Origin of the sequence: Flavobacterium commune, from assembly GCF_001857965.1 — a bacterium.
In the GTDB taxonomy this organism is placed as follows: Bacteria; Bacteroidota; Bacteroidia; order Flavobacteriales; family Flavobacteriaceae; genus Flavobacterium; species Flavobacterium commune.
Genome location: NZ_CP017774.1, coordinates 2,922,925 through 2,942,648, shown reverse-complemented (window position 1 = coordinate 2,942,648; position 19,724 = coordinate 2,922,925). Strand labels below are relative to the sequence as shown.

The window sequence follows — 19,724 nt, the reverse complement described above, 5'->3', positions numbered from 1 at the left end:
CACAAAAGCTTTATTGAAATTTACATTTACAGAACTAAAATCCGATACTATTTCCACCATCCACCGGTAAAACCGTTCCGGTTACATATTTAGATTCGGCTGTAGCATAAAAATAAGCAGCATCGGCAATATCATCCGGTTCGCCTAAAAATCCCATTGGAGTTCTTCCTAAAACCTTGTTTTTTCTTTCCGGATCAGTATCTAAAGCTTTGGCAGACATTTTAGTTTTGATAAATCCCGGAGCAATACAGTTTACACGAATTCCAAAAGTAGCCAACTCTACTGCCATAGCGCGGGTCATTGCTTCAATAGCTCCTTTACTTGCACTATAAGCAATTACCTTTGGGATTCCGTATTGAGAAGCCATCGAACTAATGTTTACAATGCTTCCGTTTTTGTGTTCTTTCATGTTTTTTACAACCTCTCTGCTTACAGAAAAAACGCTTAAAAGATTCGTGTGTATCACAGACAGAAAATCCTCATCGGTAACATCAGTAAATTCTTTTTTCAAATTGATACCGGCATTATTAACTAAAATATCAATTGGGGCATCTTTAGCAATTTCGGCAATCATGGCTGGAATTCCTTCTAAATTGTTCAAATCAAAAATTACAGGAATGGCATTACTCCCTATTTCAGCACAGGCTTCCTCCGTTTTATCTTTCGAGCGTCCAATTATATAGGTTTTAACACCGTTGTCGCATAATTTTTTTGCTGTTGCAAATCCTAATCCTGAATTTCCTCCGGTAACAATTGCTGTTTTAGCACTCATAATATATTTTGATTAAATAAGTTGATTGAAAAGCCCAAAAATAGTCATTTTTTTCAGCAGATTAATATCAAAACAGCCGGTTTATTCAACTGTTTTAGAACAAAAACCGAAAACATTGTCAATTTTTCTAAATCTTATTCTGCTTCACATTCAGCGAAATGTACAATGGGAAAATTGCAGGAATTCGCAATAAAACAAAGTTCATTTGCCTTTGTGTGCAAATTTAAAGCTTCCTCTATTTTTTCTTTTTCTTTTATGATTACCTTAGGATATAAACGAATTTCTATAAAACGTCCCGAACCATTTTCAGAAACTTCAAGAGTTGCCTCAGCGTCATCTTGATAAGAAACTACCGTAATATCGTTTTGTGAACAAACGTACAAATAAGACATCATGTGACAAGAAACCACACTGCTCAACAATAAATCTTCCGGATTATACAAAGCAGGATCTCCTTTGAATGCTTTGGCTGCCGAAACATCTAATATTGCTTTTCCTTCAATGGCAATTTGATGTGTTTTACTGTATTTTTTTGAATTTGAATTCGTTTCTTTTGGAACCGAAGTCCAATTTAATTTTGCTTTAAATAAATGTTTAAATCCCATATTTATTTTTTAAGAAGAACCAAATATAGCCAAATAATACCAGCCCTTTAAATTCGAAAAATTAGGATATTATAAACAATGATTGTGTAAATGCTTTTTATCTTTGTATAAACAGTGATGACTGTAAAAGAATCCCAAATTTAATCTCCGCTTAAAAATTCAAAAATGAAACACTACTTAACCACAATTAGTTTATTTTCTTTATCTCTATTATTTACTTCTTGCTGTACCAGCAAAAAATCGATTTCAGAAAACACTGTTTCTCCAAAAGAATCTACTGAAATAGTAGAAAAATACTGGAAATTAATTGAAATTAGAGGTCAAAAAGTAACTGCCGACGATTTTGCTTCCAAAGAACCTCATCTAATTTTGAAATCAGCGGATAATAGAGTCACTGGAAATGGCGGATGTAATTCTTTTTTTGGAACTTATGAACTTCAAGCCAACAAAAACCGAATTTCTTTTTCAAAAATGGGTTCTACAAAAATGGCCTGCATGAAACCTACTGTTGAAGATGCTTTCTTAAACGTATTGGAAACGGTAGATAATTACACTGTAAAAAACGATACCTTACAATTAAACAAAGCCCGAATGGCTCCGATGGCCAAATTTGTAGCTGTATATCTTAAATAAAAAAACTATGCTAAACTGGAACGATCTTATAAAATTTGCCACACATGGCAATCCTACTCCACTAAAAAGAGTAGAGAAAACAGAACTGGAATGGAAATCAGAATTGAGCGATGAAGAATATTATGTGACGCGTCAAAAAGGAACCGAAAGAGCGCATAGTTCTGAAATGTGTAATCTTTTTGAAGCCGGAAAATATGCCTGCAAATGTTGCAAAACGCCCCTTTTTGATTCTACAACTAAATTTCAAAGCGGAACAGGTTGGCCATCCTTTACACAGCCTATAGTTATTGAAAATGTAGCCTATAACAAAGATGTGAGTTATGGAATGATTCGCATTGAATGTGTTTGTAATATTTGTGATGCACATCTAGGACATGTCTTTCCTGATGGACCGGAACCAAGTGGTTTACGCTATTGCATCAACGCTGTTTCTTTAGAAAAAATAAAAGAATAAAAAAATTTTAAACCATTAAGGAATTTAGAAAAATTAAGAGTTAAAAATTCGAAACATTAAAAACAAAGCCGACAGTTTTTAAAAAACTTGTCGGCTTATTTATTTTTAAAGTAAAGTTTAAAACAACACTTAAATTACCTTAATTTCTTAATGGTTTCAACAAACAATTAATTCATCAAAAAAACGGTCAATCCTCTTGCTCCATGAGCTCCCAAAACTAATGATTGCTCAATATCGGCCGTTTTAGAAGGTCCTGCTATAAAAGTTCCAAAACCATAATCTAAATCACCTATACGCTCATAAGCTTGTTGCATAAAGGGAAGAATATCTTTTTTATTGACAATTATGGATAAATATTGAGGAATAAAAGGAGAAACTCTTTGCCCTAAAATAGCATCCGTTACCCAAAGTGCTGAATTCTCAGCCACACCAAAATGTGCTTTCACAATTGCTAATTCTACATTTTGTAAACTATGTGGATCATCATTTGTCCATTCGGTTTCAGCAATATCAGCTAATTCCTGAATTGTAGTAATCTTTCTTTTATCTGATGGATAATGCGCAGCAATGTAGGCTTTGACTTCATCTAAACTACTCACTTCCTCACAAAATCCTCCAATACCTTTTAGTACTGTTTTATAAGTCTCAATTACATCAATTTTGTCTAATCCTAAAAAACTAAGACTAGGCAATTCGTTCACTGATGTAGGCTGATTGTTTTTGATTTTACTTAAAATACTGTCTCTACTGCTCATTATTTTTTGTCTTTAGATTCTTTTGCTTTTCTGGCATACCATTCTCTAAATGATTCTTCTGGCGGTGCTGGCATTTCTCTTTGCTTGTACCAGGCATTAAGATTGTTGTTTACCATAAAAGGCAAATTCTTCATTACAAATCGACCTGCTTTTCCTGCAATTTTAAAAACTGATGGATTAGCTAAAACAGCCGACATTCCTTTCATAGCCATTGTTTTAGAAGATGGCGTATAGCCTTCTTTCACCAATACCTGACGCCATTTGTACAATTGGTCATGAATATCAATTTTTACCGGACATACATTAGTACAAGAACCACATAAGGTACTTGCAAAAGGCAAATCGGCATTCTTTTTCATGTCTAAGTTTGGCGCTAAAATAGAACCAATAGGACCTGCAACCGCATTGTGGTAACTGTGTCCTCCACTTCTTCTGTAAACCGGACAAGTATTCATACAAGCCCCACAACGGATACATTTCAATGAATTTCTAAACTCTTCACGTCCTAATTGTGTACTTCTGCCATTATCAACAATCACAATGTGCATTTCCTGACCTTCTCTTGGTTTTTTAAAATGACTAGAAAAAGTTGTAATTGGCTGACCTGTTGCACTTCGTGCCAAAAGTCTTAGAAATACACCCAGGTGTTTGCGCTCTGGAATTAATTTTTCAAATCCCATACAGGCAATATGAACATCAGCAAGATGCGCGCCCATGTCGGCATTTCCTTCATTGGTACAAACCACAAATTCACCCGTTTCAGCAACTGCAAAATTCACTCCTGTAAGGGCTACTTTTCTAGTTAAGAAAGTATCTCTTAATTCTTTTCGAGCCGCTTCTGTTAAATATTGTGGATTGTTATTTCCTTTTTCTGTTCCAAGATGTTCGTGAAAAGTATTACTTACATCTTCTTTTTTAAGGTGAATAGCAGGCAATACGATATGGCTTGGTGGTTCTTTTCTTAATTGAACAATAAATTCCCCTAAATCGGAATCAATTACTTCAACTCCATTGTCTGCTAAATATTCATTCAAATGACATTCTTCGGTAAGCATTGATTTTGATTTTACCATTTGGGTAACACCATGCTTAGCAATAATCGAATGCACTATTTTATTGTGTTCTGCTCCATCAGCAGCCCAATGCACAATAATTCCGTTTTCTTTTGCTTTGGCCTCAAACTCCTGCAAATAGTGATGCATGTTTGAAAGCACATTGTTTTTAATATTTGAGGCTGTCTCACGAAGCGTTTCCCACTCTGGGATAGCATGAGCTGATTTATCTCTTTTTGAACGAACAAACCAAAGCGTATCATCATGCCAGTTTACACGTTCCACATCTTTATTAAAAATAGCCGCTGCGTGACTATGATCTATTGTATTTTCTTTCATATATGTGAAAGTTTAATTTTTTATTGTCATATATGTTATCGCCTTTAATTCATCGGTATTTGTTTTCAACAAATTTGTTAATAGTGGCGATTTCATATTGAGTTTAAAATTTCTGCAATGTGAATTACTTTAATATTGCTTTTTTGTCTTTTTAGAATTCCTTCTAAGTGCATTAAGCAGGACATATCTCCACCAGTAATGTAATCTACCTGGTGTTTTTTGTGATCTTCTATACGGTCTTGTCCCATTTTTACTGAAACTGCCTCTTCGGTGACACAAAAAGTACCTCCAAAACCACAACATTCATCTTTTCTGCTTAAGGATACTAAATCCAAACCTTTAATTTTACTCAGTAATTGTTCCGGTTTAGAAAAAGGAGCCGCATTTAACTCTGTCATTTGCGATAATTTCAATCCACGTTGACCGTGACAACTTTGGTGCATTCCTACACGATAAGGAAAATTTCCTTCGATAGATTCTACCTTCAATACATCGGTTAGAAATTCTGTAAGTTCGTACACATTATTTCTAATATGTGTAGCAGCAGCTTCATTCTCCTTAGAATGAAGGTGATCCTTCACATGTAGCGTACAACTTCCTGATGGGCAAACGATGTAATCAAATTCAGAAAAATTAGCTACAAAATTACTATCACATCCTCCTGTTAAATGAGCATAACCGCTGTTTGCCATCGGCTGTCCACAGCAGGTTTGATCCATTGGAAAACTCACTTCGCATCCAAATTTTTGTAATAATTCCAAGCTTGCAATACCTATTTGTGGATAAAACTGATCCACATAGCAAGGTATAAAAAGTCCAACTTTCATAGGTTGTTATTTATATTTATGTCAAAAAAAAATTGCCTATCAATATTCGTTTTAAGATTGAATTATGATAGGCAAATTTAGATATTAATGTTTGTAAAATTTTAAATCAATTAAATCATTTTGAATTGGTTTTGTATTCCAATTTTTATGAATGGCTAAGGCAGCTCCTAACGAACTGGCTTGCGCCATTGACGCTGCGTAAACTTCCATTTCAGGGAAAGCTTCGGCTAACAAATTCATATAAATCGAATTTTTACTGAAACCTCCGTCTACAAAAACTTTCTTTACCGGACTGTTATGAATCACTAATTGAGTCGAAACAATTTGTTGGGCAATTAAATCCAACATTAATTGGTGATACCCTTCATCGTAATTTTCAAAATCAGATAGCTCTCTCTCATTGAAAGGACAATCTTTTAGAATATCACTATCTTCCTTAGTATATTGTTTGAATTTAGCTCTCAACTTAGTAATGATGTCTTTATCGTAAAGAACGTGTTTGTAAGAATCAATTGGAGCATTAAAATGCTTTGCCAATTTTACCGATTGAATTTCATGCTCATTTCCTGCAAACAAACGGGAAGCCTTAACCGGTTTTCCTTTGTAATGCAAAAAGCACAAGCAATCGTTTTGCAATTCCTCAAAGGTAAGCTTTTTAGAATTAAATGGATTCATTGTAATTACCCAGGTCCCAGTTGACAACAATACAAACGGATCTTCAAAATTGATAATGTAAGGAATCAAAGCCGAAGAACTGTCATGCAACCCAATCCCTACTGCGATATCACCTTCAACAGTAATAGCGTCTTCAGAATCGTGAATTGGAGGCAGCTTTTCAGTTATCCCTTCTTTTTTAATCCATTTGTGGTATTTCATTTTATTGAAATTCCAAAGATTAGTATGACAACCAATGCTGGTGATATCAGTAAATCCTTCTTTGGTTAAAAGAAAACTCATGTATTGCGGCAAATGCAAACAGTGTTTTACCTTATTGAAAACCTCCGGGTTTTCATATTTCAAACGGTAAATTTGCATTCCTGAATTCAAGCTTCCTAAAACCGGAGAAGCAGTTTTCACTGCGAAAGCTTCTTCCCCTTTGTATTTAGAATAAAACTCATTTTTAAGATTTTCAGGATATGGTCTAAGATAATTGTACAATGGCGTCAAAGGATTTCCTTCTTCGTCAACATATACAAAACTAGCACCATAAGTACTAAAATTAACTGCTTTTAAGTTGTATTGGGTTTGAGATTTCATCTGTTCCCAACATCCCAAAAACCAGTCTTTTAGTGCTACAATATCTTCGCATGGAAATCCGTTTTCATCAACTGTTTCAGGAAGGTTTACTGAATTTTCCCAAACAATTTGATAACTTTCATTGAATAGAAAGGCTTTTTTATTTGTTTTTCCAATATCGAAAATGGCTACTGCATTCATTAATTATGGGTTAATAAGTTATGGGTTATGAGTTTTGGGTTATGAATTATTTTTTTTGCTCGAATAGTTCAATGGCAATAAGCTAAAATCTTTTTGACATCAAATAATCAGCTTTATAACTTATAACCCATAACTCACAACTTATATTAAAACTACAATCCTGTTGCTACAGTTTTCAATCCTCTTGCTCCAATTAAAGCATCACGTACACCTAACTGACGGTATAATGCAACCGGATTAAGCGCAGCTCCTGCACGTAAACGAGCCTCAGCAACTAATGCGCGAACATCTGTACGGAAAGCATTTTGCAAAATTTCCTGAGCTTTAACTACGTCATTTTCGTTTTGAGCAATTTCTAAAGCTTTTCTGTCTACAGAAAGAGCCTGAGCATAAGCAATCATGATAGCCTCAACAGATTGTAATAAATCTTCCATTGGATCTTTTACGTTGTGAGAAGCATCGATCATCCAACCTAAGTCAGTTGCGTGGTTCATTCCTCTTGCATCCATACCTTCAACTAATTCATTGAATATTAAGAATAATTGGTAAGGTTTTAATGCACCTGCAGTTAAATCGTCATCACCGTATTTAGAATCGTTAAAGTGGAAACCTCCTAATTTATCTTCCATCAATAAGATAGAAACAATTTGCTCGATATTAGCATTTGGAAGGTGGTGACCTAAATCAACCAAAGTTTTAGCTCTGTCTCCTAATTTTTTCACATAAGAGTAAGATTGTCCCCAATCTGCAACTGTAGTAGAATAGAAATTAGGCTCAGCACATTTGTACTCTAAGAATAATTTCCAGTTAGAAGGCATAGCCTCGTAGATTTCCTGTAAACTTTCCAATGTATTTTCGTAAGCTTTACGGAAATTCAATTGTCCAGGGAAGCAAGATCCATCAGCTAACCATACAGTTAACGAGTCAGAACCTAACTCAACACCTTGCTGGATAACATCGATATTGTGTTGAACCGCTTGCTTACGGATTGATTTGTTTACGTTTTGTAAAGAACCAAATTTATAAGAATATTGGCTATCAGCCTGATCCTGAAACGTGTTAGAGTTAACAGCGTCAAATTTCAAACCGTGTTGAGCAGCCAAAGCTTTGATAGCATTACGATCAGAAGGGATATCCCAAGGAATGTGTAAAGAGATAGCTCCGGAAGCATTGTTCAAAGCGTGTAACAAACCTACATCTTCGATTTTTTCTTCTAATGAACGAGGCTCTCCACCACCTGGAAAACGTCCAAAACGAGTTCCTCCAGTTCCTAAAGCCCATGAAGGGATAGCGATTTGGAAATCGACTAATTTTTTAATGATCGCTTCAGTTTCAGCTATTTCAGAAGCTGTGAAAACTAATTTATTTTTATGTGCTGTATAAAGCCCATCATTATGAGCAGCAATTTTATTAGAATCTAATATCATGATAATTATAAATTTTTAAGGTAAATAAAAAACTTCTTTGAGTGAAACACTCACTGGCGAATTGTCCGGATTTGCATCCATAATGTCTCCCATATATTTCCACCATTTTTGCATAACTGGATGTTTAGGAAGTTCGTCTAAACGACTTGGGTCTTCGATTTTTAAAACACCAAAAAGGGCATGTGTATCTTCATCAAAAAAAATAGAGTAATCTTCTACTCCTACACTTTTTAACAAATCGGCTAATTCTGGCCACAATTCATCATGTCTTTTTTGGTACTCCTGAACCTGACCTTGATGCAACTGCATTTTAAATGCTACTTTTTTCATAATTTATGGTGATTATAAGCGGTAGACATAAAACAATTTCGAAACCCTAAATTGTTATGAATAATTGTTTTTAAAAAAGGTAAAAAAATTAAAAATGCAGTTATCAGATTAAGAAAAATCTAACGCCCGAAAAGAATCGGACGTTAGATAAATCAATCTAAAAACTAACATCTAAAATTATCTATAGAATCCCATAGCAACACCACCATCAACATTTAATGCGTTTCCTGTTGATTTGCCTAACAAACCTCCAACAAAAGCATAACAAGCGTTAGCGATATCGTCTGGTAATATAATTTCATTTAATAAAGTACGCTTAGCATAGTAAGCCGGCAATTCAGCTACAGTAATACCGTAAGCCTTAGCACGTCCTTCAGCCCATCCACCTGACCAAATGTTTGAATCAGAGATTACAGCATCTGGGTTAACAGTGTTCACACGGATTTTATCAGCACCTAATTCAGCAGCCATCAAACGAGTCAAGTGAGCCTGAGCCGCTTTAGCTGAACCGTATCCAGGGTTGTTTGGTCCTGCAACTACTGCATTTTTAGATACGATGTTTACGATATCCCCACCAAAACCTTGTTTACGCATTACTTCGATTCCTGCTTTAGAAACAATAAATTGTCCTTTAACTAAGATATCATATAATCTGTCCCACTCTTCTAATGAATGCTCAGCGATAGATTTAGAAATACTGATTCCTGCATTGTTAACAATAATATCAGCACCACCAAATGCTAAACAAGCAGCATCTAAAGCTTTTGCTGTACTATCAGAATCAGTTACGTTTAATAAAGTACTGGAAACTGCATCTTTACCAAAAGTTTTGATAAAATCAGCTGTAGCTCCTTGTAAACGCTCTTCGTTAATATCATTGATAACTACACAAGCACCTTCTTCAGCAAATTTCTTAGCGATAGCCTTACCAATTCCACCTGCAGAACCTGTAATTAAAGCGATTCTTCCAGATAAAGCTTTTGGTTTTGGCATACGTTGTAATTTAGCTTCTTCTAACAACCAGTACTCGATGTCAAAAGCTTCCTGACGTGGCAATGAAGTATATTCAGAAACTGCTTCAGCACCTTTCATTACGTTTACAGCATTGATATAATATTCAGACGCTAAACGAGCCATTGTTTTATCTTTTGCAAAAGTAAACATACCTACACCTGGATATAAAATTACAACCGGGTTTGGATCACGCATTGCTGGTGAGTTAGATTTTTTGCAAGTGTTATAGTACTCAGAGTACATTTGACGGTAAGCTTCAAAAGCTGGAGTTAATTTAGCTTTGATAGCATCAACATCAGATAAATCTTCGTTTGGAGCCAATTCAATCACTAAAGGACTGATTTTAGTTCTCAGGAAGTGGTCAGGACAAGAAGTTCCAAGAGGAGCTAATTTTTCCAAATCATTAGAGTTGATGAATTCCAATACTCTTGCATCATCAGTATAGTGACCAATCATTTTACGCTCAGAAGAACAGAAACCTCTCAAGATTGGAGCTACTTTAGCAGCCTGTACTTTACGAGCTTCTTCAGAAAGGCTTTCAATTTTTTGACCTCCAAAAACCGGACGTGTTTTTCCGTAGTTAGACTCTAAAAACTCAGCACATTTCTCGATTACTTCAAGAGTGTTTACATAACTTTCGTAAGCAGTATCTCCCCAGGTAAATAAACCGTGAGATCCTAACATTACACCTTTTAATTTTTTCCCTTTAGCAGCAGCTTCTTCAAGGCAAGCACGCATTTGCAAACCTAAGTCGAAACCTGGACGTTGCCATCCAACCCATCCAATCTCACCGTTGAATAATTCTTCAGTGATTTTTGCACCGTCTTTTGCAGCAGCAATAGCAATAGCAGCATCCGGGTGCAAGTGATCGATGTGAGCAAATGGTAAGAATCCGTGTAATGGAGTATCAATTGAAGGCGCTTTTGAAGCTAAATCAAAAATACAGTGGTTGAATAATTCCACCATTTCGTCTTCAAATTCGATTCCTCTGTATACATTTTCAAGGTTACGTAATCTCTCTAAGTAAAGAGCAGCACAACCTGATTTTGTTAATGTTCCAATATCTCCACCAGAACCTTTAATCCACATTACCTCAGTAGCAGCTCCAGTCAACGGATCTTTATCAGTAATTTTTACAGAAGTATTTCCTCCTCCATAGTTCGTTAATCTCAAATCAGCTCCTAATAAATTAGAGCGATAGATAAAAAGTGCTACTTCATCTCCTGCTAATTCAGCAGCTTTAGCATCATCCCAAAGGTAACTTACGTGTTTAAAAGTCATTGTATTTGTATTTGACATTGTTATATTAAATTTAAATTGTTAATCTTTTTTTAAAGTGAATTCCCTAAACCTACTAATACGATTGACAAGAACATCAGGGAAATACCGAAAAAGAATACTTTGTATGTCTTATCAGACACACCTTTCCATTCTTTTAAATAAAATCCCCAAAAATTAGCTGTCAAAATAATCGTTGACATGTGCAAGATCCAAGAACCTGCTCCATTCCCCATCTTACTTTCCCCCATTCCGTAGAAGAAGAATTGTAAAAACCACATTGTTCCGGCAATTCCGGAAAACAAAACATTTTTAGCAATTGGAGTTTCCGTATTTGTATAATCTCCAAAAGTTTTATTTTTAAAGTTAAGATACATACACCACAAGAAATTGGTTGTAAGACCTCCCCAAAGCAATACTACATAAGTAACGTTATTTTGATACAAAAATTCACCCTGACCCGGATTTAAGACTTTCCAAGCCTCATTAGCTGTATCCGCCATTGGCTTCCCTGCTTCAATTCCGAAATTAAAAAACGAACTTAAAATCCCTGAAATAATTGCAATAATTAGACCTTTTACTAAGTTAAAATCTTTATCCTTATCCTCATGACCTACTGCAAAATCTTTTTCTTTAAGCATTCCTGCTTTTCCTAAGAACACAATTCCTAAGATACAAACCAACACCCCTAACAAAACCAATTGTCCCCCTGAAGTAGAAGCCATTTCAGTAAATGATTCTTTTCCGATAGTAGGATTAAAATTATAATAAATAGGTGGTACCAAAGCTCCAAATGCAGAACAAAATCCTAAAGTGATTGAGTTTCCTAAAGACATTCCTAAATAACGAACTCCTAAACCATATGTTAATCCACCAATTCCCCAAATCAATCCCATTGTATAAGTAACCGTTTTAATAGATGGAGCTGCAGCACTAATAATATCTGCAAAATTTGGAATTGTTAAATAAGCCGCTAAAGGCGGTACAATCAACCATGAAAAAAATCCTCCTATAATCCAGTAGCTTTCCCAAGCCCAACCTCTTACCTTTTTGAAAGGCATATAAAAACTTCCGGAAGAAAAACCTCCTATTGAGTGAAAAAGAATACCAAGAATTGATTCCATAAAATAAATTTGAGTTAAAGGTTAATTAATAGAAGTGTAAAATAAAAAAAAAGGAAAATTAAAACTGTCCTGTACAGTCCTTGTATTGGCATTATTTATACTTTTTTTACACATTTATGACAGATTTTATACTAATTGTTAGAATTTAATTAGAATTAAACCTGGAAAAAGACTACTCTTTTACATTATATCTAATAGAATTATAAGCAGCTGTCTGTTTTTTTAGACATACTCATTTTGCTTACAGATTAAGTCAAAACTAAAATCTTAATTTTTAGTGTATGAAACAAAAAATGAAACTTACGATACAACTTTAAAGATTAAAGCAGTAGAACTAAGCAAGAAAAGAAGTAAGCTTTCTTAATTGACCAGAAAAATCAGTGCAAAGGCATCACTGATTGATTAAATAACACAATGTTTATCAAGAATGCTGACAAGGTAGTTTTCAGGAAAAAGAAATTTAAATTTGTCCTGAATAAAAATGATTTTAAAGAAAGTCTAAACTACAATTGATAGTATAAAATATCATTGAGCCTTAGTTCCTGCTATATACGAATCCAGATAATCTATAATATGTTTTTGATTTTCCATAATCGTTTTAACCAGGTCCCCTATTGAGATGACCCCAACAACCTGATTATCCTGTACAACAGGCAAATGACGGATTCGTTTATTAGTAATCAAATCCATACAATAATCTAATTTGTCAGTTGGTTTTACTGTAACCAAATTAGTATCCATTATTTCATGTACCAAAGTATCTCTCGAAGATTTGTTTTTCAGAGCAATTTTGCGGGCATAATCTCTCTCAGACAAAATTCCTTTTAGGACATTATCCTCTATAACCAAAACTGCTCCAACATTTCTCTCTCCCATTATTCTCAAAGCCTCATATACTGTAATAGTAGAAACTATAGAGTAAACATCGCTTCCTTTTACGCTTAATATTTGATTTACAGTCATAATAGATGTTTTTAAGTATCTATAAATTTAACAAAAAAAAACGAAAACAGAAAAAGACTCGCTAACTATATTCGTTTTGGGTTAGTCTATTATTACTGAAAAACAAGCAATTAAAATTACAGAGATCCTCTGAGAATCAATTTGAACGGATTTTCGATATGGTCTTTGGAATTGTTTAATACCAGATTGGCGGCGGTAATTCCCATGGTTTTAAAATCAGTGGAAATAGTGGTGAGTCCGCTCATAATATAATTCTTAAGAGGAGTTTCATTGTACGAAATCAAACCTACCTGCTTACCTAAAGTTAGATTTAAACTTATAATTTTGTCTAAAATTTTAACCAAATCTTCTTCCATCAAATTAATATAAACCTCACCTTCACTCACTTGCTCTTGATCCAAATTATGAACTATCTTAAAGTTAAAAGCATAGTTGTAGCAAAAATTCTCGAAACCTTTTATAATCTCTTTAGAGAAATAACTATTAACCGGAAAAATCAATTTTAAAGTATGATATTTACTTAAAGGATCCAAAGCTTCGGTTAAGGCATTATAAATGTCCTGTTCAAAATTTTCATAAACCGCAGCGTAATCTCCTGTTATGTCTTTTATTTTTTTGCCTACCAAAACCAATTTCTCTTTTGGAAGTGCCTCAATCAGCAATCTGTAAGCATCTGATTTTTCAATAAAATGGGGAATAATTACATAATGCGTATAATCTGTCTTTTGTTGTTGCAATAATTTTTTAAACAAAGCATAATCGTTGTTATAAATATAAAAATCAATGGCTGCTTTATCTCCTAAGGTTTCAACAAAGGCATCATAAATGATTTTTTTATGTGCACTTAACTTGTTAAACATCAAAAATATTTTAATATCCTGTGAAACGTCAGTATTGGCAATAAAATATCCCTTGCCATGATAGGCTTCCAGAATCCCCATTTTTCTTAGGGTGTTATAGCCTTTTTCGATAGTTACTCTCGAAATTTCGTATTGAAAACTCAATTCGTTAATTGATGGCATCGCATCGCCTTTTTTCAAAACTCCCTGCTTAATGGCATTTAATATCGCATTCACCAATTGTTGGTATTTAGGCGTAGCCGAAAACTCATCAATAGTAAGACTGGCTATTTTAGAAGATTTTTTCATTAATTTATTAAATACTGAAATTAAAAAAACAGACGTCAAATATAGTGATTATAAAAAAAGTAAAGAGACTATTTCAATTTTTTGAAACCGTCTCTTTCTGCTCTTAATTGATTATAAATTCATCAATACTTTCTTTTCAGCCATGCTTCCGGCACCGGAATGATACAGATATTCATACTGCGATTGTCTTCGCTTAACATAGCCGATTGAATTTGGATTTTAGTCCCATCAGGACTCATTGTAGGATGCGGATGATCGGAGGCCGTTTGTTTATGCCCAGTAGAAAGCAATAGCATTTCATTGGTTTTTCTATCAATTAGATAAATACTTCTGGAGAAATCATCGCCTACTGCCCAGCGACCATCAGGAGAACCGCTTACATGCCATAAACCACTTCCTGAATCCGTTTGTCCTGCTATTTTCATTTCTCTTGTTCTTAAATTTACAATAGCCAATCCGGTTGGTTTTTCTCTGGTTCCCGAAACTCCCCAGGCAGCTTCCTGACCTGGATTTGCTCCACTTACTGCCGTTCCAGTAGTATCTAAACCCTGAATTTTTCGATGCCCCATTATAGCCATTGCCACTTCGTCCTTACTAATTACTGCTTCATGCGTTACCCATTCGTATTCTGATTCCGGATACAAAGGTCGAAGTCCTGTTCCGTCACTCAATACAGTCCAGGTACGTTGCGGCGATTTTCCTCCAGTTTCCCAGCAAAAAACAATTTCGCCCGCTACCCAGGGATTCGTTTGTATGTGTCCAATCTGGAAAGGAACTGATATTACATATTTAATTTCTCCACTATTCACATTCATAGCTGCAATTCCGGATGGTCCAGCCCCCATTTTTCTTGGACCATAATTTTCTTCGAGTTTGGTACCAGAAGGTAAATATTTTGCTGCATATTCTTTTCCTACCCGAAAATAAGCCCAGTTTTCATCTCCATCCAAAGCCAAATCACCGCCTGCTCCCATTTCTGGTTGAGTAGAACCACAAACACGCTGATAATAATCGGCTTTTTTAAGTTTTCCAATTTTACTATCTGCAAATAATTTTGCCAAATCTACTTCTACAATTTGCATCGAAGTTGCTTCAGCTTTCGAAGTTTTATCTTTTTTGTTTTTCTTTGAAAAATCTTCACCTACTTTTCTCATAAAGAAAAGTTTCATGCTGTTGCGAGCCACATTTAACATTCCAACATAACCTCCTTCGGTTACCTGAACCATTTCGCCTGTTTTTTCATTTACAGCCATGGCTTCCCCTTCTACTCTATTCGAACGAAAAATAAGCCACTCCCCATCCGATGTCCACTGATTGTGCGTTTGGTAAATTTTATTATCACCATTTGGCGTACTAGTCAAAAAAGTCAACATAGTACCTGTTACTGGATCTTTAAGCTCTTTTCGTTCTGAAGGAAAGCGTTTGCCAATTTGAGCATTTGTACTTTGTATTAAAAGTAGAAAGCTAACCAAAACGATGCTATTAGAAAACTGTTTCATATTTTAGATTTTTACCGGTCTGAGAATAAAATTTACTTTACTAATAACTCTTTGACTTTATCTTTTTATCATTCTTATCTTTTAAAGGCGTACTATCTTTTATCGATAATTCACTCACGTCTTTCATTACAAGCGTTCTGGAATCTGTTCCTTTATCGGTAGAAACATTTCGCAGTTTTAATCCTTTTACATCGTTTACAATCATAGCTGGACGGGTTTCATTGCCTAACAAATGAAGATTAACATTATTCAATTCTATGTTTTTTACATGACGAATGAAAAAGCCATAAGCAGGAATTATTCCGAATTTCTGTGGTTCCGGATATCCTTTCTCAAATTCTGGAACTTCTTGTTGAATAGCATTTTTTGAAATTGAATCCAATGGACGATACCAAATACTAATATTGCTCAAACGCACATCTTCAATATCATGTCCTGGAATTCCGCTAATTAGTGTAGCAAAACGAGAATCGGCATTGTAAATATTGATATTACTGATATTAATACGCCGTAAAGCCCCCACTGCAGTACCTTCAGGCGCACGCATTCGACCTCCGAGACGTAAAAAAATAGGCGAATTGATAATATCACGCATTGTAATATTACTGATAGTCACATCTTCTAACAAACCACCATCAACGGTTTCGAGTGCTAATCCGCGGCAATATTCAAAAACACAACTACTGATTGTAATGTTTTTAAAACCGCCATTCGATTCTGTTCCAAATTTTATTCTTCCTGTTGGTCCTTCTTTATCAGGAACCAAATGAGCTTCATTGCGCAGGTAAGTTCCGTTGTAAAAAGTACCTCGATCAAAACCGCTAACACTGCAATTGGTAATAGTTACGTTTTCGGTTGGTCGGGCATAACCCAAAGCAAATGAACTTTTAAGACAAATAGCATCATCCCACGGAGAATTTACAGTGCAATTTGAAATACGAACGTTTTTACAACAATCGATATCCATTCCATCCCGATTGGTATCAATTTTTAAATTATCTATAGTTAGATTATCTACTCCAGTTGCTAATATTCCAAAATGTCCACCGTATAATATGGTAAAATCTTTTAACGTTACATTACGACAAAGCTTCAAAGCAATGGCTTTATTTCCTATTGGCGCACGATAAGGGCCACTTCTTGACAATCCTTTTCCATGAATTATTCCTGGTCCCAAAATGGATATATCCTCCAAATTTTCGCCCCAGATTAGACTGTTTTGCCAATGGCTATGTCCAAAATCCTGATAAATTTCATTATCTGCTTTTTCGGGAGCATCATAACCTATTTTATCAGAAGGTGTTGCTGCTAAAATAGTAGCACCCTGATCTAGATAAAGTGAAATATGACTTTTAAGTCGGATAGAAAAACTAAGATAAGTTCCCGCTGGAAAATAAACTGTTCCACCACCTGCCTTGGCAGCAGCTTCAATTGTATTATTGATGGCCTGTGTATCTAATGTAGTACTATCTCCTTTGGCACCAAAAGTCTTTACATTAAAAACGGTATCTGGCGCGGCCTGAATAGTATTTAATCCTAAGAATAAAAAACACAGACAAAGTCTATACTGAAATAAAAATGACTTTAAAAAACCAATATTTTTTTTCATCTAATAAATATAAATTGAAGTAATAGAATAGCAATTTACAAATACAATACAAACACTTCATCCTGTAGCATCCTGTATTTTAAAAGCTATATGAATATGGGTTTCTCATACAAATAATTGAGAATGGGACACAGATAAAACTGATTCTATCGGATTATTGCAGATTTTCATTTCCAAAGAACTATAAAAATCCGTTTTTTATCTGTTCAGTCATTGTCATCTGTGGCTTTTTTTAGTCCGCTTAGCGGACATTCATAAAAGTTAAAATCAAAAAACCAGTAAACATTCTTATTTACTGGTTTCGAATTTTATTTGAGAAACTAAACTTTTAAAATTTCACCAACTTCTTTTCTCCATTTGCCAAAGAAACATTGACTGTATTTTCTTTCGAAGAAAAATCAATTTGTTTAACAGCTAATAATTCTTTGTCACTCCATTTTTCTCCTGATTTTTTCCACAACATTAATGTGGCATAAACAGTGGATTGTTCTTTTTGAGGTACATAATTATTCGAAAGATTAATAACCGAACTTTCATTGGCCTCAGGATGCAAGCCTTTAGCCTGAATTACTTCTGATTTGTCCCAGCCTAAAAGCGGAATCATTGCCAATTGGTATTTTCCATTATCAATAATGGTTACTTCGCGGTTTTTTACTTTTCTAATAGTCGTTTTAATTTCACCATTCAATTTTGGCAAAGCATAATGTCCTAAACGCATTGCAAATGGTACTGTACTGTTATTTTTATCAACTCTTAAAATTCCGTTTGCCAAAGGAATATCAGCCAGATTAAATTTCACATTCGAATCGGTTTCTAAAACTACGTCTCGATAATAAATGCCATCTTCAAACTTTTTAAAGTTATACAATCGAAAAGCTTCCCATTTGTCCGATTTATTTTTAATGACATAATTCATCGCCACTTCGCCCTTTTCACCATCAGCCTGCCAAGGGAATGCACTATTATAGGATAATCGGTTGTAGTTTTCTGTCGATCTAAATTTCTGCCAATCGTCTTTTACTTTAGCATTACACCAGGCTCTTACTTCCGAAGCGCCAATATTTGGATAATCGGTAATTAAAATTTCAGAAACGCCCTGAAATTTATTGTACACTTTATTTTTCTCGAATTGGGTTTCCCAATCACCATTATTTTCTTTGGCTGTCCAAAACGGATTATCATCAGGAACTAATAAACCAAAAAATATTTTCCCCATCCAATACACACTGCCACGACAGCTGTAAACTTGCACCGCAGGTTCAAAAGGTCCATAAACCCCAAGCGTAGGAACATTATCCTCCATAAAATCAGGATGTGTGAAAAATTGTTTAATCACTCCCGAAGCTATTCTTCGCATCCAACCATAATTAATCGAGGAATCTTTTTGAAATCCCATTAGCGGAAACGGAATAACAGCTCCCACTCTGTAACTCATGCTTCTGCCCCACACAATCATTTCACCATTTTGACTAAATAAATACGGGTAATTATTGTTTAATTCCTTGAAATTATTTTCAAATCGGGCTGCATATTCCGGATAATTTTTCTTTCCAAAATATTCCGACCACATCATCCCATACATCTGAAAAGCCCACATACTGTAATAATCATAAGCAGGACTGTCATTGTACCAGCCGTTTCCTCTGTAATCTTTTAGCGATTTTTCTAAATATTCAACTAATAATTTTTCGTTTACTGCGTAACCTTGTTGCTTAAAGAAACTCAACACAAAAATGTTGAAAAACTTCCAGTTCGAATCCACCGTTGGTCCATCTCCATAACTCAGCATGGTTTTTGCCAAAGCATCTTTTTGTTGCTGAGTCAAAGGATTCCATAACACTTCAGGATTCGTAATTAACGAAATAGACAAAGCTCCAAACTCCACTAAATTCTGACTTGGCCCACCATTTTTAGAACGAGGAACAATATAAGACGAACTTTGAGGATTTGTTAGTTGAGTAATCTGATGTCGATAATAATCGGCAACTTTTATGTTATTGATAACTAAAGAAGGATTTTCTTTTAAAAGCGGAGCTGCCACAAACAAAGTTCTACACAAACCTTCCAGTTTTTCAGTTGGCACTTTCCCTTCATCTTGCGGATAACTTTTCCCTTCTTGTTTGGGAAATTTCATCGGATCGTCTAAGGAATGGATATAACCAAAAGCGCCTTCCAAAAGATACATTGCCGCATCTTTCCAATGTTGTTTGGTCATTCCTGTTACAGGACTTAATTTAAAATCGGGATTTTTAATTTCGAAAACCGAATTACTATTCGATTTTTCAAGTGCTTTTTTATTTTCTGATTGTTGCGCCCAAACAGGTAAACACAATAGTAATAAAACTAGAAATTGGTAGTTCTTCATAATAGTTATAAAAATTTAAAAGTTCTTTTTTAAAAGAATATTTATATAAAAAAATGGTAATTGGTTATAGTTATTTCAAAGATAAAAAGTCAA

At 34.7% G+C, this 19,724-nt stretch carries 17 protein-coding genes; 2 read left to right on the top strand and 15 right to left on the bottom strand.

Going from position 1 to position 19,724, the window contains the following annotated elements; translation table 11 throughout:
• Positions 1-34: 34 nt before the first annotated feature.
• Together BIW12_RS12255 and BIW12_RS12250 are read right to left on the bottom strand one after the other, a co-directional pair.
• Positions 35-772 carry an SDR family NAD(P)-dependent oxidoreductase gene (locus BIW12_RS12255; RefSeq protein WP_071185378.1) on the bottom strand — a complete coding sequence of 246 codons (738 nt, stop codon included), beginning with the start codon at positions 770-772 and terminating at the stop codon, positions 35-37.
• 134 nt (positions 773-906) lie between these two features.
• Positions 907-1,377, bottom strand: coding sequence for an OsmC family protein (locus tag BIW12_RS12250; RefSeq protein ID WP_071185377.1), 471 nt, complete (start codon positions 1,375-1,377; stop codon positions 907-909).
• 165 nt (positions 1,378-1,542) lie between these two features.
• On the opposite strand from BIW12_RS12250, the gene BIW12_RS12245 reads away from it, so the two are divergent.
• Positions 1,543-2,010 (top strand): META domain-containing protein, encoded by a 468-nt coding sequence (locus tag BIW12_RS12245; protein ID WP_071185376.1) that lies wholly within the window; start codon positions 1,543-1,545, stop codon positions 2,008-2,010.
• 7 nt (positions 2,011-2,017) lie between these two features.
• Positions 2,018-2,464, top strand: coding sequence for a peptide-methionine (R)-S-oxide reductase MsrB (gene msrB, locus BIW12_RS12240; RefSeq protein WP_071185375.1), 447 nt, complete (start codon positions 2,018-2,020; stop codon positions 2,462-2,464).
• A 167-nt stretch (positions 2,465-2,631) separates the two neighbouring features.
• On the opposite strand, the gene BIW12_RS12235 is transcribed toward msrB, so the two are convergent.
• From BIW12_RS12235 to BIW12_RS12175, 13 genes are all read right to left on the bottom strand, one after another.
• The gene (locus tag BIW12_RS12235) at positions 2,632-3,219 is read right to left on the bottom strand and encodes a LutC/YkgG family protein (RefSeq protein WP_071185374.1); all 588 of its coding nucleotides are present in this window, start codon (positions 3,217-3,219) and stop codon (positions 2,632-2,634) included.
• A complete protein-coding gene (locus tag BIW12_RS12230; RefSeq protein WP_071185373.1) occupies positions 3,219-4,610 on the bottom strand; it encodes a lactate utilization protein B in 1,392 nt (463 codons plus the stop codon). Before BIW12_RS12230 ends, BIW12_RS12235 begins: the two co-directional genes overlap by 1 nt.
• 92 nt (positions 4,611-4,702) lie before the next feature.
• Complete coding sequence (locus BIW12_RS12225; protein WP_071185372.1) at positions 4,703-5,437, bottom strand: (Fe-S)-binding protein; 735 nt, start codon at positions 5,435-5,437, stop codon at positions 4,703-4,705.
• Positions 5,438-5,521: 84 nt separating this feature from the next.
• Positions 5,522-6,874: an FGGY-family carbohydrate kinase gene (locus BIW12_RS12220; protein WP_071185371.1), complete on the bottom strand. Its 1,353-nt coding sequence runs from the start codon at positions 6,872-6,874 to the stop codon at positions 5,522-5,524.
• A gap of 152 nt (positions 6,875-7,026) precedes the next feature.
• Positions 7,027-8,301: a TIM barrel protein gene (locus tag BIW12_RS12215; RefSeq protein WP_071185370.1), complete on the bottom strand. Its 1,275-nt coding sequence runs from the start codon at positions 8,299-8,301 to the stop codon at positions 7,027-7,029.
• 15 nt (positions 8,302-8,316) lie between these two features.
• On the bottom strand, positions 8,317-8,631 hold the full coding sequence (gene rhaM / locus BIW12_RS12210; protein ID WP_071185369.1) for an L-rhamnose mutarotase: 315 nt from the start codon (positions 8,629-8,631) through the stop codon (positions 8,317-8,319).
• Between the two features lie 177 nt (positions 8,632-8,808).
• Positions 8,809-10,944 carry a bifunctional aldolase/short-chain dehydrogenase gene (locus BIW12_RS12205; protein WP_071185368.1) on the bottom strand — a complete coding sequence of 712 codons (2,136 nt, stop codon included), beginning with the start codon at positions 10,942-10,944 and terminating at the stop codon, positions 8,809-8,811.
• A 32-nt stretch (positions 10,945-10,976) separates the two neighbouring features.
• Positions 10,977-12,047: an L-rhamnose/proton symporter RhaT gene (rhaT, locus tag BIW12_RS12200; protein WP_071185367.1), complete on the bottom strand. Its 1,071-nt coding sequence runs from the start codon at positions 12,045-12,047 to the stop codon at positions 10,977-10,979.
• Positions 12,048-12,572: 525 nt separating this feature from the next.
• The gene (locus tag BIW12_RS12195) at positions 12,573-13,010 is read right to left on the bottom strand and encodes a CBS domain-containing protein (RefSeq protein WP_071185366.1); all 438 of its coding nucleotides are present in this window, start codon (positions 13,008-13,010) and stop codon (positions 12,573-12,575) included.
• 116 nt (positions 13,011-13,126) lie between these two features.
• Entirely contained in the window at positions 13,127-14,158 is a 1,032-nt protein-coding gene (locus BIW12_RS12190) for a GntR family transcriptional regulator (protein ID WP_071185365.1), read from the bottom strand.
• Between the two features lie 122 nt (positions 14,159-14,280).
• Complete coding sequence (locus BIW12_RS12185; RefSeq protein ID WP_071185364.1) at positions 14,281-15,657, bottom strand: TolB-like translocation protein; 1,377 nt, start codon at positions 15,655-15,657, stop codon at positions 14,281-14,283.
• Between the two features lie 40 nt (positions 15,658-15,697).
• Positions 15,698-17,266, bottom strand: a complete 1,569-nt coding sequence (locus BIW12_RS12180) for a rhamnogalacturonidase (protein WP_083382119.1) — start codon at positions 17,264-17,266, stop codon at positions 15,698-15,700.
• A gap of 328 nt (positions 17,267-17,594) precedes the next feature.
• Positions 17,595-19,631, bottom strand: coding sequence for a DUF2264 domain-containing protein (locus BIW12_RS12175; RefSeq protein ID WP_071185363.1), 2,037 nt, complete (start codon positions 19,629-19,631; stop codon positions 17,595-17,597).
• Between the last annotated feature and the right edge of the window lie 93 nt (positions 19,632-19,724).

What these genes read in the sequence shown, in the direction of transcription:
- BIW12_RS12175 (WP_071185363.1), bottom strand. Translation starts at nt 19,631, where the DNA reads ATGAAGAACTACCAATTTCTAGTTTTATTACTATTGTGTTTACCTGTT.
- BIW12_RS12235 (WP_071185374.1), bottom strand. Translation starts at nt 3,219, where the DNA reads ATGAGCAGTAGAGACAGTATTTTAAGTAAAATCAAAAACAATCAGCCT.
- BIW12_RS12185 (WP_071185364.1), bottom strand. Translation starts at nt 15,657, where the DNA reads ATGAAACAGTTTTCTAATAGCATCGTTTTGGTTAGCTTTCTACTTTTA.
- BIW12_RS12215 (WP_071185370.1), bottom strand. Translation starts at nt 8,301, where the DNA reads ATGATATTAGATTCTAATAAAATTGCTGCTCATAATGATGGGCTTTAT.
- BIW12_RS12250 (WP_071185377.1), bottom strand. Translation starts at nt 1,377, where the DNA reads ATGGGATTTAAACATTTATTTAAAGCAAAATTAAATTGGACTTCGGTT.
- BIW12_RS12255 (WP_071185378.1), bottom strand. Translation starts at nt 772, where the DNA reads ATGAGTGCTAAAACAGCAATTGTTACCGGAGGAAATTCAGGATTAGGA.
- BIW12_RS12225 (WP_071185372.1), bottom strand. Translation starts at nt 5,437, where the DNA reads ATGAAAGTTGGACTTTTTATACCTTGCTATGTGGATCAGTTTTATCCA.
- BIW12_RS12190 (WP_071185365.1), bottom strand. Translation starts at nt 14,158, where the DNA reads ATGAAAAAATCTTCTAAAATAGCCAGTCTTACTATTGATGAGTTTTCG.
- msrB (WP_071185375.1), top strand. Translation starts at nt 2,018, where the DNA reads ATGCTAAACTGGAACGATCTTATAAAATTTGCCACACATGGCAATCCT.
- BIW12_RS12245 (WP_071185376.1), top strand. Translation starts at nt 1,543, where the DNA reads ATGAAACACTACTTAACCACAATTAGTTTATTTTCTTTATCTCTATTA.
- BIW12_RS12205 (WP_071185368.1), bottom strand. Translation starts at nt 10,944, where the DNA reads ATGTCAAATACAAATACAATGACTTTTAAACACGTAAGTTACCTTTGG.
- BIW12_RS12180 (WP_083382119.1), bottom strand. Translation starts at nt 17,266, where the DNA reads ATGAAAAAAAATATTGGTTTTTTAAAGTCATTTTTATTTCAGTATAGA.
- BIW12_RS12195 (WP_071185366.1), bottom strand. Translation starts at nt 13,010, where the DNA reads ATGACTGTAAATCAAATATTAAGCGTAAAAGGAAGCGATGTTTACTCT.
- rhaM (WP_071185369.1), bottom strand. Translation starts at nt 8,631, where the DNA reads ATGAAAAAAGTAGCATTTAAAATGCAGTTGCATCAAGGTCAGGTTCAG.
- BIW12_RS12230 (WP_071185373.1), bottom strand. Translation starts at nt 4,610, where the DNA reads ATGAAAGAAAATACAATAGATCATAGTCACGCAGCGGCTATTTTTAAT.
- BIW12_RS12220 (WP_071185371.1), bottom strand. Translation starts at nt 6,874, where the DNA reads ATGAATGCAGTAGCCATTTTCGATATTGGAAAAACAAATAAAAAAGCC.
- rhaT (WP_071185367.1), bottom strand. Translation starts at nt 12,047, where the DNA reads ATGGAATCAATTCTTGGTATTCTTTTTCACTCAATAGGAGGTTTTTCT.